Below are 16,189 nucleotides of genomic sequence, written 5' to 3'. Positions count from 1 at the left end.
TTTTTTTTCTTGTGCTATACTGTAGAGTATCATATTTTAATTTGAAAAACAAGGAAGTTTGATTGGCCTTTGGCTCATCAAACGGGAGGCACTTATGCTGAAAGAAAAAAATATTATTTTGGGAGTAACAGGAAGCATTGCAGCCTATAAAATAGCCGGACTTGCCAGTATGCTGGTTAAAAAAGGCTGCAAGGTACATGTCATCATGACCAGGAATGCCACCAACTTCATCAATCCCATTACCTTTGAAACATTGACAGGCAATAAATGCCTGGTAGATACCTTTGACCGCAATTTCCAGTACAACGTGGAGCACGTATCCCTGGCAAAGCTTGCCGATGTGATGATGATCGCTCCGGCCAGCGCCAACGTGATTGCAAAGCTGGCCCACGGGATTGCCGATGACATGCTGACTACCACGGCTCTGGCATGCAGATGCAAAAAGATCATTTCCCCTGCTATGAATACCAATATGTACGAAAATCCCATTGTTCAGGATAATTTAAAGATTTGCCAGAACTATGGCATGGAAGTCATAAGGCCTGATTTCGGGTATCTGGCCTGCGGGGATATTGGAGCAGGAAAGATGCCGGAGCCGGAGGTGCTTTTTGACTTCATTGAAAAAGAGGTCTGCTTTGAAAAGGATCTGGCAGGAAAGAAAATTCTGGTTACGGCCGGTCCAACCAGGGAAGCCATTGATCCGGTCCGGTTTATCACCAACCATTCCACAGGAAAAATGGGGTATGCAATTGCAAAAGCGGCTTCTCTCAGAGGGGCTGATGTGACCTTAGTGAGCGGGAAAACCGATATCCCAAAGCCCAGGTTCGTGGGCTTTATAGAGATTGAAAGCGCAAAGGAAATGTTTGATGAGGTCACGGCTATAGGAGAAACCCAGGATGCCGTCATCAAGGCCGCTGCTGTAGCAGATTACCGTCCAAAACACGTGAATGGGGAAAAAACAAAGAAAAAAGACGGAGAAATGGTTATAGAACTGGAACGGACGGACGATATCCTTAAGTACCTGGGAGATCACAGGAAAGAAGGGCAGTTCCTCTGCGGCTTTTCCATGGAAACCCAGAACATGCTGGAAAATTCAAGGGCAAAGCTGGATAAAAAGAATGTGGACATGATCGTTGCCAACAACTTAAAGGTGGCGGGAGCCGGTTTTGGAACGGACACCAATGTAGTCACCATCATAACCAGGGAAAAAGAGCTGTCCTTGGAAACGATGACAAAGGAGAAGCTTGCCCATCGCATTCTGGATGAGATATTTTCCGGTCGGAATGAGGGAAAGAAGGAGTAAGACAATATGAGAATTGAGAAAAGGCAGATCATTGTACCAGGACAGGTGACCGGCCCTGCATGTTTGACCGGTTATTTATTAGACAGCATAAGCGTAAATCCAGATAAACTCCGCCCAGCGGTTATCGTGCTTCCCGGAGGCGGTTACAGCCGCAGATCGGACCGGGAGAGCGAGCCTGTAGCCCTGCAGTTTATGTCCATGGGCTGTCATGGATTTGTATTGGACTACAGCGTGGATCCAAACCGTTTCCCTACCTCCTTAAGAGAGCTTGGGGAAGCCGTGGCTGTTATCAGGGAGCACGGGGCAGAGTGGAAGGTGGACACAAACCGGATCATTGCCTGCGGATTTTCTGCTGCAGGGCATCTGGCCTGCAGCCTTGGGGTTTTCTGGGACAGGGATTTTGTGTGGGATGCCATAAAGCGGACTCCCGAGGAAGTGAGGCCCGATGGGCTGATCTTAAATTACCCGGTGATCACAAGCGGGGAATTTAAACATGCCGGCTCTGTTTTAAGCCTGTTAGGCCAGGAGGCCACAAAGGAGGAAACAGAAGCAGTATCCCTGGAGCGGTTTGTAACGGAAAAGATGCCAAAGACCTTTCTGTGGCATACCTACACCGATGCTGCAGTACCCCTGGAAAACAGCCTGCTCCTGGCTGACGCCATGAGAAAGCATCGGGTGAATTTTGAACTCCATATTTATCCTTCGGGAGGCCATGGCCTGTCCCTGGCCAACGAGGAAACCGCTGGCTCCAATGAGGCCCTTCTCGAACCTTCCTGTCAGAGTTGGATTTCCCTTGCAAAGACCTGGATTTCGAATTTTTAACCGAATCAAGCAGCGGAGCAGATTGGGAATATCCGCTTGACTATGGAAGAGTGAATCTTGACTTATGATTGGAATCATAATACAATAGACAAGTTGAGACGTAAAATTTGGAGGAACTATTTTTGTGAATATAGCGGAAGAAATTAAAAAGAGAAGAACATTTGCCATTATTTCCCATCCGGATGCGGGAAAGACCACGCTGACAGAGAAATTTCTGCTTTATGGAGGAGCCATCAACCTGGCAGGAACTGTAAAGGGAAGAAAGGGCGCCAAGCATGCTGTTTCCGACTGGATGGAGATTGAAAAGGAGAGAGGTATTTCCGTCACCTCTTCTGTATTACAGTTTAATTACGACGGATTCTGTATCAACATTCTGGACACACCTGGCCACCAGGATTTCTCCGAGGATACCTACCGTACCCTCATGGCGGCCGATTCCGCTGTCATGGTCATCGACGGTTCCAAGGGCGTGGAGGCTCAGACCATCAAGCTGTTTAAAGTCTGCGTTATGCGCCATATCCCTATTTTTACATTTGTGAATAAGATGGACCGGGAAGCAAGAGATCCTTTTGAATTGATGGATGAAATCGAGGAGGTGCTTGGGATCAGGACCTGTCCGGTCAACTGGCCCATAGGCTGCGGAAGGGAATTTAAAGGGGTTTATGACCGCTTTAAAGAGACCATAACCACATTCCGGGCATCTATGAACGGTCAGAAGGAAGTGGAGGCAACGGAGGTCCAGTTGGGAGACGCCCAGGTGGATGGGCTGATCGGAGAAGGCTTTCACCGGCAGCTTATGGAAGACATCGAACTTCTTGACGGTGCCAGCGATGAGCTGGATATGGACCGGGTGAACAAGGGAAACTTGTCTCCTGTATTCTTCGGTTCTGCTCTTACAAACTTTGGGGTGGAGACATTTTTGCAGCATTTCCTGAATATGACTACCTCTCCCCTTCCAAGGCTGACCACAACAGGAGTTGTGGACCCCTTTGAAGAGGAGTTTTCCGCTTTTGTATTTAAGATACAGGCCAACATGAATAAGGCTCACCGGGACCGCGTTGCATTCATGCGGATCGTATCCGGCAAGTTTGACGCAGGCATGGAGGTAAACCATGTACAAGGCTGCAAAAAGCTGCGCCTGTCCCAGCCTCAGCAGATTATGGCCCAGGACAGGAAGATCGTGGAAGAAGCCTATGCAGGCGATATTATCGGAGTCTTTGATCCTGGAATCTTTTCCATTGGAGATACCCTTTGCAAGTCCAGTGAGAAATTCGAATATGAGGGAATCCCAACCTTTGCGCCGGAGCATTTCGCAAGGGTGCGGCAGATGGATACCATGAAGAGAAAGCAGTTTATCAAGGGTGTGAACCAGATTGCCCAGGAAGGCGCCATTCAGATCTTCCAGGAGTTTAATACAGGAATGGAAGAGATCATTGTAGGGGTCGTGGGAGAGCTGCAGTTTGAGGTATTGACTTACCGTCTGGAAAATGAATACAATGTGGAAGTAAGGCTTGAAAAGCTTCCATACGAATATATCCGCTGGATCGAGAATAAGGATGAAATCGATGTGACCAGGATTCAGGGCACATCTGATATGAAACGGATCAAGGATCTTAAGGACAATCCGCTTCTTTTATTTGTCAATAGCTGGAGTATAGGCATGGTATTGGAGCGCAATCCGGGACTGAAGCTTTCTGAATTCGGCCATAACTAGAAAAATCCGCTTTGCGAGTTTTTCTTAGGTGACGGGGCATTTGCCCAATGAATATGCTTGCATATTCGTTGGCTCATTGCCCGCACAAATCAGAAGCCGGGAACGGGAAATAAAGAATAATATATAAGGAGGCAGCAGACAATGAGCAGAATTGATGAAGTAAGGGCAGCCATGGTAGAGGCCATGAAGGCAAAGAATAAGCAGAGGAAGGATTCCTTATCCATGCTTCTTTCCGCCCTTAAGAATTTTGAAATTGATAAGAAGGACCATACCCCCATTACAGAGGAAGAGGCCGATGCGGTTGTAAAGAAGGAAATCAGGCAGACTCAGGAGACCCATGACCTGTCGCCTGAAGACAGGACGGATATCAGGGAAGAAGCGGTGTTCCGCATTTCCGTTTATAAGGAGTTTGCCCCAGAGGATATGGGAGAGGAGCAGATCAAGGAGATCATCCGGTCTGTTCTTGAGGAACTTGGAATCGAAGTGCCTACCGGAGCGGATAAGGGAAGGATCATGAAGGTCCTGATGCCCAAGGTAAAAGGAAAAGCCGATGGCAAGGCGGTAAATGAAGCACTGGCATCTATGATGAAGTAAGAAAAGGGGTATGGACCATGTATAGGAAGGAAATAGAAGAATATATTGAGTCTCATAAGCAGGAAATGATAGATGACATCTGTACGCTGTGCCGCATTAACAGCGAAAAGATGTCCTACAAGGAAGGGATGCCCTATGGACCGGGAGCGTTTGAGGCTTTGACCGAAGCTTTGGCAATGGCGGAATCCTACGGCTTTTCCATTAACAATTACGATAATTATGTGGGAACGGCAGATTTAAATGATAAGGAGCGCCAGCTTGATATCCTGGCGCACCTTGATGTGGTTCCGGCAGGAGAAGGCTGGAAGGAGACAGAGCCCTTTGAGCCGGTGGTAAAGGGTGATAAGCTGTTTGGCAGGGGAACAGCGGATGATAAGGGGCCGGCTGTTGCAGCCCTTTACGCCATGAGAGCAGTAAAAGAGCTGAATATTCCCCTTAAGAAAAACGTACGGCTGATCCTGGGAACTGATGAAGAGTGCGGAAGCTCCGACATCGCCCATTATTACGCCGTAGAAAAGGAATCTCCCATGACCTTTTCTCCTGACGGTTCCTTTCCGGTGGTGAACACGGAAAAAGGTGGCTTAAACGGCCATTTCACCGCAGAATGGGCTTCCTCTGAGGAACTTCCCAGGCTGGTGAGCTTAGATGCCGGAACCAAGGTAAATGTGGTGCCTGGAAAAGCCACTGCGGTGGTAGCCGGTATTGATGCCAAAGCCCTTGAACATGCGGCATCAAAGTGTGAAGAAAAGACGGGCATCCGCTTTGAACTGGAACTGGAGGAAGACATTGCCACCATTACCGCCATCGGTGAGAGCGCCCATGCTTCCCTTCCTGAGGAAGGAAACAATGCCCTGACCGGACTTCTTTTGTACTTAACAGAGCTTCCCCTGGCAGAATGTGAGCAAATGACCATGATCCGCCGCCTTCTGGAACTGATCCCTCATGGGGATACATCAGGAAAAGCTTTGGGAATCGCCATGGAAGATGAGCTTTCCGGCAGTCTGACCCTGGCATTCAGCTTATTACAGGTAAGGTCATCCTGCCTGGAGGGAACCTTTGACAGCCGGTGCCCGGTATGCTCCACAGAGGAAAATGTCCTGGAGGTTGTAAGAAGGAATATGGCGGAAAAGGGCTTCACCCTTCACAATGATTCCATGAAGCCTCCTCATCATGTGGATGGTAATTCAGAATTTGTAAAGACCCTGCTAAATGCCTATGAAAGCTATACGGGCCGCAAGGGAGAATGCGTATCCATGGGTGGCGGCACCTATGTTCATGCCTTAAAGAACGGCGTTGCCTTCGGCGCATCCATGCCAGGGACAGATAACCGCATGCATGGAGCCGATGAGTACGCAGTCGTTGAAGAGCTGGTGGTAAGTGCCAAGATCTTTGCCCAGGTGATCGTGGATCTGTGTTCATAAAAATCAGGAATTTGCGCCTAATTTTAAAATAAGTATTGACAAAAACAGGAAGAGAGCGTAAAATACGGCTCATAAAGCAATTCCTAGTTTGCCTATAGGAATCAGTGGAAGGAGTAGCTGCCATGAACCAGTTAAAAGCTATGCAGATGAATATGGATCAGATGAACGGCATGTGTATGATGATGTGTCGTGTATCAGAGTGCATAAAAATACGGTAATCATTTCATTTGTATGGATTGTGATTGGAATTCGCTGAAAGCAGCAAAACGCGGAAATTTTAGGTCGCAAGTCTGTGCAGGGCTTGCGGCCTTTTTGTACCTTAATGAAACACCCTATGGGTATACCTTTATGTCCAAAAAACGTGGACAGTGATAATGAAAAGAAAGGAAATGGACATATGCAGTCAGCAGAACCTATTATCCAGTTAGTAGGACTAGGAAAAGAGTTCCGTACCTCAAACGGCCCCATTAAGGCCCTAGATGATATCAACCTGTCCATTGAGCAGGGAGAAATATTTGGAATTATTGGTTTGAGCGGAGCCGGAAAAAGCACCTTGGTCCGCTGTATCAATTATTTGGAAATACCTACATCGGGAGATGTACTTTTTGAAAATAAAAGCCTGGCTTCCATGCGGTCCCGGGAGCAGAGGCTGGCCAGACAGTCCATGGGCATGATCTTTCAGCAGTTCAACCTGCTGGCTCAGAGGAACGTTTTACAGAATGTATGCTTTCCTTTGGAAATCGCAGGAATTCCTAAAAAGGATGGGATAAAAAGGGCAATGGAGCTTTTGGAGATCGTGGGCCTTAAAGACAGGGCCAAGGCCTATCCGGCCCAGTTGTCAGGAGGACAGAAGCAAAGGGTCGCCATAGCAAGAGCACTGGCAACCAATCCCAAGGTTCTCCTTTGCGATGAGGCCACAAGCGCTTTGGACCCTAATACCACAAAATCCATACTTGGGCTTTTAAGGGACATTAACCGTTCCATGGGTGTGACCGTAGTTGTCATCACTCATGAGATGACAGTAATAGAAGCTATCTGCGACCGGGTGGCCATCATTGACCAGAGCCACATTGCAGAGGTGGGAAGTGTTTCGGAACTATTCTCTGAGCCAAAGTCCAAAATCGGCAGGCAGCTTATATTAGGGGATGCAGCAGAACAGGTCAACCGGTTCGGCGGATCCAGAAGGGTCAGGATCTCCTTTGACGGACGGTCTTCCTTTGAACCGGTCCTTGCCAACATGATATTGGCCTGTAAGGTGCCGGTGAATATTATGCACGCTGAGACCAGGGACATTAACGGGACTGCCATGGGACAGATGGTCATCCAGCTTCCGGAAGAGGAAGTGGACCAGAAACGGATCTTTAATTATTTAAAAACAGCGGGAATTACTCATGAGGAGGTGAAGGATTATGATCTTTGATGCAAACGTTTTACAGATGCTAAAAACCGGCATATGGGAAAGCTTGTTCATGACATTTACCTCATCCTTTTTTGCATACCTTATCGGAATCCCTTTAGGCATTTTTTTGGTTGTTACGGATAAAGACGGAATTTATCCCATCCCATGGTTTCAGGGGGCCCTGGGGCTGATTATAAACCTGCTCCGGTCCGTACCGTTTATCATCTTACTTATTATGGTGCTTCCTGTTACAAGGGTTATTGTGGGTACTACCCTGGGAGCAAAGGCGGTGGTCCCACCGTTGGTATTCGCCTCTGCACCCTATGTAGCCAGGGTCGTGGAAGCCTCCTTTAAGGAAGTGGATCCAGGGGTGATCGAGGCGGCCAAATCCATGGGTTCCTCCACCTTTCAAATCATATGGAAGGTTCTTCTTCCGGAAGCAAAACCGTCCCTTTTGGTAGGCGCGGCTCTTTCCATCACTACCATATTGGGCTACTCCGCTATGGCGGGCTTTGTAGGCGGTGGCGGACTTGGAGATATTGCAATTAAATACGGATATTACCGCTACCAAACGGAAATGATGTTCATAACAGTGGCGATCCTTGTGATCATTGTCCAGGTCATCCAGGAAGCGGGAATGAAATTTTCCAGGGTGAGCGACAAGAGAATTAAGTAGTAACCGCCTAAGGCGTTACCATATAAAATTTTAAGGAGGAAAAATTATGAAAAAATCACTTTATGTACTTACGGCAGCATTGGTTGCCGCAGGAGCGCTGACCGCATGCTCAGGAAGCAAGGGAGCACCGGCAACAACAGCGGCAGAGACAACACAGGCTGCAACAACAGAGGCAGCCAAGGCAGAGGAGACAACGGCAGCAGAGAGCAAAGAAGCTTCCGGTGATCTGGAAAAGATCATTGTGGGCGCAACTCCGGCTCCTCACGCAGAGATTTTAAACGCTGCAAAGGATATTCTGAAAGAAAAGGGATATGAGCTGGTAGTAAAGGAATATACGGATTATGTGCAGCCAAACCTGGCTCTTGAATCCGGAGACTTAGATGCCAACTATTTCCAGCACAAGCCATACCTGGATCAGTTCAATGAGCAAAAGGGAACCGGCCTTGTGAGTGCGGCAGCCATTCATTACGAGCCTTTCGGCATTTATGCAGGAAAGACCGATGCTCTTGACAAGCTTGCTGACGGAGCCCAGATCGCAGTGCCAAATGACGTTTCCAACGAGGCAAGAGCCCTTCTTTTACTGGCTGACAAGGGTCTGATCGGCTTGAAGGAAGGCGTTGAGCTGAACGCTACCAAAAATGATATTGTAAAGAATGACAAGAATTTTAAGATCGTTGAAGTGGAAGCAGCTCAGCTTCCCCGTTCTTTAGGCGACGTGGATGTAGCTGTTATCAATGGAAACTATGCCATTGAGGCAGGTTTAAAGGTATCCGATGCCCTGGCTACAGAAGACGCCAAGTCCATAGCAGCCACCCTTTACAGCAACATTGTTGCCGTTCGTGCAGGAGAGGAAAGCAGCGAGAAGACAAAAGCCCTTGTAGAGGCTTTAACAAGTGATACCATTAAAAAGTTTATTGAAGATACCTACGATGGAGCAGTAGTTCCTTCTTTCTAAATAAGGAATTGTTGCAGAAGTAAGTAAGAAGCCGTTGTGGAGGCAGATTTAAGCTGCTTTCACAGCGGCTTCTTTGCGGCAAAGGCCGGTGAAAGAAAAACTTAATTTTACAGGCCTTGGAAAATATTGTATAATTATCATATTATCGGAATAAAATTCATATTTCAATAATCGGATAGGGGCAGTAAAAAGTACTGCCTTTTATTAGAAATTTAAAAAGCGATTTCTGATAAATAATATTATGAGAGAAAGGGAGATGATAAAAATGGATCAGGATAATCAAGATGGGACCTGGCAGGAAATCAGGGAGCGGGATCAGGATACGGTTTATGTGCAGCCTGAGAAACCAGCTCAGAGCAATATGGCCCTTGCATCTCTGATCATGGGGATCCTTGGAATTATAACCTCCTGCTGCTGTTTCGGAGGAGTGCTCTTTGGAAGCCTTGGGATCCTGTTTGCCCTGCTTTCTAAGACAGAAGACAGGTTTGAAGGCTATGCCAAGGCAGGCCTTATTACTTCAGCCATTGCCATGGTGCTGGTTGTATTGGTTGCAATCATATTTGTCGGTATTGCGGCGATGAGTGACATGGGGACAGGAGGTGTGTTTTCATGAAAACTTCATCATCAGAACTTAAAAGGCGTGCAAGGCGAAGCCTGAAAGGCAGATACGGTCTGTGCATTGGTGTCCAGTTCCTGGCAGGTGCCGTTATTATGGCTGCTTCCCTGGTGTATGTTTTAACATCGTTTTCCCTGGGACTAACGCAAACTTCCCTTTTTGACGGCTCACGCAGCATATCCCCAGGATATATTGCCCTGAGGGCAGGGATTTATTTATCCTTCCTGGTGATCCTTTCTGTATCCGGCCTATTAATGCCGGGAATCCTTAAGATTTATTTGAATATGAGTGCTGGCCATACAGCCAGACTGTCTGATCTTTTCTTTGCTTTTCAGAATAAGCCTCATAAGTTTTTAGGGCTTTATTTTATAAATACTCTGATTGGATTTGCATGGTCTGTCCCATATTTCGTGGTACTTATTGTTGCGGGCATTACTGATTTTATACCGGTCATGGTGGTATTGCTGGTGCTTACGTATCTGTTTCTGCTCATTGGAAGTACGGTTACAATGCTGTACTTATCCCAGTCCATGTTCATTCTCATCGAGTCTCCGGATCAGAGGCTATGGAGATGTTTAAAGGAAAGCGCAGAAATGATGAAGGGAAATAAGGGCGGACTTTTTTATCTTCTTTTAAGCTTTTTTGGGATGATAATTCTGGGATACTGCTCCCTGGGGATCGGTTTTCTCTGGATATTCCCTTATATGTACGCTACTATGACAGAGTATTATCTGGATCTTAAAGAGCGGCGTTCCCATAACTCCTTTAAAGGAGGCGAAGAGGCACTTTCCCAGTCCATGTGGAACCGGGAAAATCAGTGGTAGAACCGTGTCATGGAGGATGAATGCGCATAGAATACACTAAGGAGGTGTGTATCTATGCGCATTTGTGATCTTAGGCAAAAAGAAGTGATTAATATCTGTGACTGCAGACGCCTCGGCTATGTTGGTGATGTGGATTTTGACATGGAAACAGGCTGCCTGATAGCCATTATTGTACCGGGACCAGGATGCTTTTGCGGTTTTTTAGTCAGAGAAAAGGAGTATGTGATCCCCTTCTGTGACATCAGGCAGGTAGGGCCGGATATCATCCTTGTAAATGTGGATTTGGATAAAGCCACGGAAAGATGTGGGATATAAGGAGGATGGGCTTGCGGATCTTGGGATTGTAAGTTATGATATATACAGGGAAGTTCGATTGGCCTTTGGCTCATCGAACGGCTGATTTACTGAATGCAACTCCATGGCCTTAGCTTTCCTTAAGTAAATTATGCCAATAAAATTACAGTCCGTAAGACAGGAGGACCAGAAACGTGAAATGTCCATTTTGCAATGAAGCAGATACAAAAGTCATTGATTCCAGACCGGCAGACGACAACAGCTCCATCAGACGCCGCAGACAGTGTGAGAAATGCGGAAAGCGGTTTACTACCTATGAGAAGCTGGAGACCATGCCTCTCATGGTGATTAAAAAAGATAATTCCAGAGAGGTTTATGACCGTTCAAAAATAGAATCAGGAATTCTTCATTCCTGCCATAAACGTCCCGTATCATCCCAGCAGATTGATTCCATGGTAGATGAGATAGAAACCCAGGTGTTCAACCGGGAGGAAAAAGAAGTGGAAAGTACGGTGATCGGAGAGCTTGTTATGAGAACGCTGCAGGATGTGGATGAGGTAGCTTATGTCCGCTTTGCTTCCGTGTACCGGGAATTTAAAGACGTGAATACATTTATGGAAGAAATAGGAAAACTGTTAAAAAAGTAGGAGATTTATGTTTAAAAAATTTTATCCGAATGAAGATGCGGCCTCTGCATATGACATACCTTTTGAGGAATTATATAAAAGCGGGATCAGAGGTGTGGTTTTTGATATTGACAATACGCTGGTGCCTCATGGTGCGCCTGCGGATGAAAGGGCAAAGAAGCTGTTTTTGCGTCTGCATGAGCTTGGGATGGAAACCTGCCTCCTTTCCAATAACAAAGAGCCGAGAGTGGCCGCTTTTGCCAGAGCTGCAGGCAGTCCCCGCTACATTTTTAAAGGAAATAAGCCGGGGAGAAAAGGATACCAGAGAGCCATGGAATTAATGGGAACGGATGCAAAACAGACGGTGTTTGTGGGGGATCAGCTTTTTACCGATGTTTATGGAGCGAAAAGAGCAGGAATCCACAGCATCCTTGTTAAACCGATCCATCCGAAAGAAGAAATCCAAATTGTTTTAAAAAGATTTTTAGAGGCAGTGGTGCTGTATTTTTACCACAGAGATAAGAAAAAACAAAAATGAGCAGCGTCAAAGGAAGGAATATTTCCGGCGGGTAAAAGACCGTTTAACCGGTTATAATACGGATGAAACGGCCCGGACAAGCCGGCTGCTCCTAAGCATACAGGAAATTACAAAAGAGATCCTTGATTTGCGGACATGGAGAATTACCCTTTAAGTATCCCTTTGGGTATCCTTTTATGCCGGAACCCATGGACAGGAGAGAGGAAAGGCGGTAGGAGGATATGAAAATTCTTGTATTAAATGGGCCGAATCTAAATTTTTTGGGAATCCGTGAAAAGGGGATATACGGAACAGAGGATTATCATGGGCTGGTATCCATGCTGGAGGAAAAGGCCCGGAGAGAAGGTCATGAACTGGAGGTCTATCAGAGCAATTATGAAGGCGGGATCATCGACAAAATTCAGGAGGCATACCACAATGGCACAGAAGGGATCATCATCAATCCCGGAGCCTTTACCCATTACAGCTATGCCGTAAGAGATGCCCTGGGTTCTGTAGAGATTCCCAAGATTGAAGTCCACATATCCAATGTCCATAAAAGGGAGGAGTTCCGCCATACATCGGTGACCGCTCCTGTTTGTACCGGGCAGGTCGTTGGCCTGGGACTTAAGGGATATGCTCTGGCAATGGATTTTTTAACAGGGAAATAATCCCTCCCATTCAAAGAAATGGGAGATATTTGTAAAAAACGGTTGAAAATGTATTTATTATAGTATAGAATATAAAAGGTTAAGAAGAGAAATTCAAGGAGGAATATCATTTATGATATCAGCGGGTGATTTTAGAAACGGTATCACATTGGAGATCGAGGGTACTGTATATCAGATTATGGAGTTCCAGCATGTAAAGCCTGGAAAGGGTGCTGCGTTCGTAAGAACTAAGATTAAAGATGTGGTAAACGGTGGCGTTATAGAGCGCACATTCCGCCCGACAGAGAAGTTCCCACAGGCAAGAATCGACAGATTGGACATGCAGTATCTGTATGCCGATGGCGATCTTCATAACTTTATGGATACCAATACCTATGAGCAGGTCGCATTAGCGCCGGATGTAATCGGTGATGCGTTAAAGTTTGTGAAAGAGAACGAGACGGTTAAGATATGCTCTTATAATGGTAAGGTGTACTCTGTAGAGCCTCCGTTATTTGTGGAACTGGTTATCACAGATACAGAGCCGGGATTCAAAGGCGATACTTCCCAGGGCGCTACTAAGCCGGCTACAGTTGAAACCGGTGCAGTGGTATATGTTCCATTATTTGTTGATCAGGGTGACAAGATTAAGATTGATACACGTACAGGTGAATACATGTCCAGAGTTTAACCTTATCAAGTAAGTCCCCCACTTCAATGCCGGAAAGGCATAAGTGGTGGGTGGGGACTTACTTGTGTCAGAAGGGGTGCAAGCCCCTTCTGATAAGCTGCGATAGCAGCTACGAGGTTATGAGCAAGTAGCGAAGCGGATTGCGAATATCCGATTGACTCAGAAAGAAAAGGACCGGGCTGCCCGGTCTTTTTTGCTGTGATGCACCCGGTAAGGACGGGAAAAACAGGCTGCCGGAGAATGTCCGGCAGCCTGTTTGACTTGAAAGCATTGATTCATATGTACATAAGGATATTCGCCCGGTTATTTAACTGCTTATTGGCCGTAAACGATACGCCCATCAGAGATGGTGTATATGCCTCAAGCATTTCATAAGGTGTCAGAGCCTGTTCCGGCCAGCGGTACATACCCGTATTGTCTTCGCCTGCATAAGGGCTGTTGCGGGTTACCCCTGTCTTGATCTCGTCAAGCACAGGAAAGGGCGGAAGTATGAATCAAAATACAAATTTCATCAATAGGGCAGCAGCAGTCAAAACAACACCTATAATAGAAACCGCATTGTAAATCTTTACGGATTCAGGATCATTCTTTTCCTTGTGCCTGTAAACAAGCCCGGCACTGAGCATTCCTGACCCTACAAGGATAAACAGTATAAATAACAGCCATTCTTTCATTTTGATTTCCTCCAGTTTAATAGCAATGAAGAATTAATAATAACAGCAACGGAACCGGCATTATGTACCAGCGCCCCCAAAACCGGATTTAAGATACCGGCAATGGCAAGTCCTATGGCGATAAAATTCAGCATCATAGAAGCAGTAAGATTGACTCTGATTGTTCTCATTGTTTTTTTAGCCAGCCATAAAAGATGGGGGATTTCCTGGATATCATCCCCTATAAGAGCAATAGCGGCGGCGTCAATGGCGATATCACTGCCAATGCCTCCCATGGCGATGCTGACATGTGCTGCCTTTAAGGCGGGAGCGTCATTGATGCCGTCACCAACCATGCAAACCAATTCCCCTTGTTTTTGATAGGTGTCAATGACTTGCAGCTTGGTTTCCGGAAGGCATTCCCACTGTATGTCGTTGATTCCGGCAAGCTGCCCGATCCGGGCGGCAGCCTGGGGAGCATCCCCGGTTAAAAGCACCGTTTGTATTCCGGTTTGATGAATTGCATCTATGGTCTGGGGGGCATCCGGCCGCATGGTGTCCGACAGAATAATCCCACCGACTGCTTTTCCGTTCTGAGCCAGATATACGGCGGTGCACCCGTCATTCTTCACTTTTTCTTTCAGGTGTACCAGTTCATTGGACAGGGAAATGTTCTGTTCTGCTAAAAGGGCTTCATTTCCTGCGTAAACCTCATTCCCTTTATACCGTGCATATACGCCGCGTCCGGCCAGCAGGGTGAAATCCTCCGGCTGCTCCGGCTGTGTCCCATAGCGCTGCTTAAATTCCGCTGCAATTGCTTTGCCAAGGGGATGCTCAGAACGAATTTCCGCGGTGGCGGCCAGCTCCAAAAGCGCCGAATTCTCCCATTCAGGAGATACGCTGTGTATCTCAACCACGGCAGGCTTACCGTAGGTAAGAGTACCAGTTTTGTCAAATGCAATGCGCTTGATCTGTGCCAGCCTTTCCAGAGCATCGCCTTCACGGATCAGAATGCCGTGTTTGGTGGCATTCCCAATTCCGGCCATAATAGCCGCAGGGGTAGCCAGAACCAACGCGCAGGGGCAGAATACCACAAGAATGGTAACAGAGCGAATGATTTCTCCTGTCACAAACCACGTAACAACCGCTGCAAGCAGGGCAATGACCACAATCCAGGTGGCCCACCGGTCGGCAATGCCCACAATTCTCGCTTTTCCTGCATCTGCAGATTTTACCAGCCGTATCATCCGCTGCAGGGAGCTGTCTTCGCCGACCTTTTGGGCTGCCATGTCAAAGGTGCCGAATTGATTGACGGTGCCGCTGAACACCAGGTCACCCTCGCCTTTATCCACGGGAAGGGATTCGCCGGTCATAACAGCCTGGTTGATGGAGGTTTGACCCTTCAGAATGATACCGTCCACAGCAATGGTTTCCCCGGCAAATACACGCAGAATATCTCCCTGCTTCACTTGCCCGGCGGGAATTATAACTTCCTCATTTCCCCGGGCAACTCTTGCCGTAGTCGGTGTCAGATGAACCAGCTTTTCAATCCCTGCACGGGCCTTAGCCACAGTACGCTCCTCTAAATAAGCTCCAAGAGCCATAATAAATGCCACCTCACCGGCAGCAAAAATTTCTCCGATAAAAATAGAGGCAATCAGTGCAATGGAAACGAGAACATCGGCCTTAATATCGAATTCCCTTACCAGCCCGGCAATGGCTCCTTTTACAATAGGGAGGCCGCAAAGAAGAATGGCAACCCAGGCAGGATCAACCGGGAGAGAACCAATATGGAAAAAGCTGATGATCAATGCAGGGAGAGAGAGTATAAGAAAAAGAATTGTTCTCTTTTCCTCGTTTTTAAGAAATGTAATAATCAACACGCTCCTTTCTATACCTATGGGGGTATATGTATATTATACCCCCATAGGTATATGGTGTCAATAAAAAAACAGCCGCTTTTTTTAAGCTGCTGTTTTTTATTCCCATGATATTAAGTCATTCTTGAAAAATGCTCTACGGCCTTTGCAAAATCGGCAACTGTTTTATCCGCATCACCGTGTTCAATTCCTTCCCGAACACAGTGGTTTAAGTGGCCTTCTAATACAACTTGCCCGACTTTATGCAAAGCGCTTTTTGCAGCGTTGATTTGAATAAGGACATCCTCGCAGGGAAGATCTTCTTCAATCATTTTATCAATGGCTTTTATTTGTCCCATAATCCTGTTCAAGCGCTTATGCAGATTCTCGAAATCCATACATTGACGCATAATTCCACCTCCCTTATACCCATAGGGGTATTATCACTATATCATGTATTCAGGAGACAGTCAATGAATACAGAAACCATCTGACTCAAATGACTCAAATTTATTCAGGTGTTCCTGCCTGTACACATCCCCCCAGCTCCGGGAACCATCCAGTTTAATGAGATG

The 16,189-nt window shown here is 46.7% G+C and carries 18 protein-coding genes; 15 read left to right on the top strand and 3 right to left on the bottom strand.

What is annotated here, in order from left to right; translation table 11 throughout:
• Positions 1-94 precede the first annotated feature (94 nt).
• From coaBC to efp, 15 genes are all read left to right on the top strand, one after another.
• Complete coding sequence (coaBC, locus tag ACYVD3_RS16030) at positions 95-1,303, top strand: bifunctional phosphopantothenoylcysteine decarboxylase/phosphopantothenate--cysteine ligase CoaBC (protein WP_460643484.1); 1,209 nt, start codon at positions 95-97, stop codon at positions 1,301-1,303.
• A 6-nt stretch (positions 1,304-1,309) separates the two neighbouring features.
• Positions 1,310-2,125 (top strand): alpha/beta hydrolase, encoded by an 816-nt coding sequence (locus ACYVD3_RS16025; RefSeq protein WP_460643483.1) that lies wholly within the window; start codon positions 1,310-1,312, stop codon positions 2,123-2,125.
• Positions 2,126-2,249: 124 nt separating this feature from the next.
• A complete protein-coding gene (locus tag ACYVD3_RS16020) occupies positions 2,250-3,839 on the top strand; it encodes a peptide chain release factor 3 (protein ID WP_460643482.1) in 1,590 nt (529 codons plus the stop codon).
• Between the two features lie 141 nt (positions 3,840-3,980).
• Entirely contained in the window at positions 3,981-4,433 is a 453-nt protein-coding gene (locus ACYVD3_RS16015) for a GatB/YqeY domain-containing protein (RefSeq protein ID WP_460643481.1), read from the top strand.
• A gap of 17 nt (positions 4,434-4,450) precedes the next feature.
• A complete protein-coding gene (gene pepV / locus ACYVD3_RS16010; RefSeq protein ID WP_460643480.1) occupies positions 4,451-5,854 on the top strand; it encodes a dipeptidase PepV in 1,404 nt (467 codons plus the stop codon).
• Between the two features lie 397 nt (positions 5,855-6,251).
• The gene (locus tag ACYVD3_RS16005) at positions 6,252-7,274 is read left to right on the top strand and encodes a methionine ABC transporter ATP-binding protein (RefSeq protein ID WP_460643479.1); all 1,023 of its coding nucleotides are present in this window, start codon (positions 6,252-6,254) and stop codon (positions 7,272-7,274) included.
• Entirely contained in the window at positions 7,264-7,929 is a 666-nt protein-coding gene (locus ACYVD3_RS16000) for a methionine ABC transporter permease (RefSeq protein WP_460643478.1), read from the top strand. Before ACYVD3_RS16005 ends, ACYVD3_RS16000 begins: the two co-directional genes overlap by 11 nt.
• Positions 7,930-7,975: 46 nt before the next feature.
• Positions 7,976-8,884, top strand: a complete 909-nt coding sequence (locus ACYVD3_RS15995; RefSeq protein WP_460643477.1) for a MetQ/NlpA family ABC transporter substrate-binding protein — start codon at positions 7,976-7,978, stop codon at positions 8,882-8,884.
• A 265-nt stretch (positions 8,885-9,149) separates the two neighbouring features.
• Positions 9,150-9,497, top strand: a complete 348-nt coding sequence (locus ACYVD3_RS15990; protein ID WP_460643476.1) for a hypothetical protein — start codon at positions 9,150-9,152, stop codon at positions 9,495-9,497.
• Positions 9,494-10,324 carry a DUF975 family protein gene (locus ACYVD3_RS15985; protein ID WP_460643475.1) on the top strand — a complete coding sequence of 277 codons (831 nt, stop codon included), beginning with the start codon at positions 9,494-9,496 and terminating at the stop codon, positions 10,322-10,324. Before ACYVD3_RS15990 ends, ACYVD3_RS15985 begins: the two co-directional genes overlap by 4 nt.
• Positions 10,325-10,378: 54 nt before the next feature.
• Positions 10,379-10,639, top strand: a complete 261-nt coding sequence (locus tag ACYVD3_RS15980) for a PRC-barrel domain-containing protein (RefSeq protein ID WP_460643474.1) — start codon at positions 10,379-10,381, stop codon at positions 10,637-10,639.
• A 173-nt stretch (positions 10,640-10,812) separates the two neighbouring features.
• Entirely contained in the window at positions 10,813-11,265 is a 453-nt protein-coding gene (nrdR, locus tag ACYVD3_RS15975; protein ID WP_460643473.1) for a transcriptional regulator NrdR, read from the top strand.
• Positions 11,266-11,272: 7 nt separating this feature from the next.
• On the top strand, positions 11,273-11,782 hold the full coding sequence (locus ACYVD3_RS15970; protein WP_460643472.1) for a YqeG family HAD IIIA-type phosphatase: 510 nt from the start codon (positions 11,273-11,275) through the stop codon (positions 11,780-11,782).
• 221 nt (positions 11,783-12,003) lie between these two features.
• Positions 12,004-12,432 (top strand): type II 3-dehydroquinate dehydratase, encoded by a 429-nt coding sequence (aroQ, locus tag ACYVD3_RS15965; RefSeq protein WP_460643471.1) that lies wholly within the window; start codon positions 12,004-12,006, stop codon positions 12,430-12,432.
• Between the two features lie 112 nt (positions 12,433-12,544).
• Entirely contained in the window at positions 12,545-13,102 is a 558-nt protein-coding gene (efp, locus tag ACYVD3_RS15960) for an elongation factor P (protein ID WP_460643470.1), read from the top strand.
• Between the two features lie 494 nt (positions 13,103-13,596).
• Here the strand turns inward: efp and ACYVD3_RS15955 are convergent, their stop codons facing one another.
• The 3 genes from ACYVD3_RS15955 to ACYVD3_RS15945 form a co-directional block, all read right to left on the bottom strand.
• A complete protein-coding gene (locus tag ACYVD3_RS15955) occupies positions 13,597-13,776 on the bottom strand; it encodes a hypothetical protein (RefSeq protein WP_460643469.1) in 180 nt (59 codons plus the stop codon).
• A complete protein-coding gene (locus ACYVD3_RS15950) occupies positions 13,773-15,635 on the bottom strand; it encodes a heavy metal translocating P-type ATPase (protein ID WP_460643468.1) in 1,863 nt (620 codons plus the stop codon). Before ACYVD3_RS15950 ends, ACYVD3_RS15955 begins: the two co-directional genes overlap by 4 nt.
• Before the next feature lie 113 nt (positions 15,636-15,748).
• A complete protein-coding gene (locus tag ACYVD3_RS15945) occupies positions 15,749-16,024 on the bottom strand; it encodes a metal-sensing transcriptional repressor (protein WP_460643467.1) in 276 nt (91 codons plus the stop codon).
• Between the last annotated feature and the right edge of the window lie 165 nt (positions 16,025-16,189).

The organism is Lacrimispora brassicae (genome assembly GCF_054772055.1).
The sequence above is the reverse complement of the archived record's forward strand: the minus strand, read 5'-3'. Positions and strand labels throughout refer to the sequence as shown.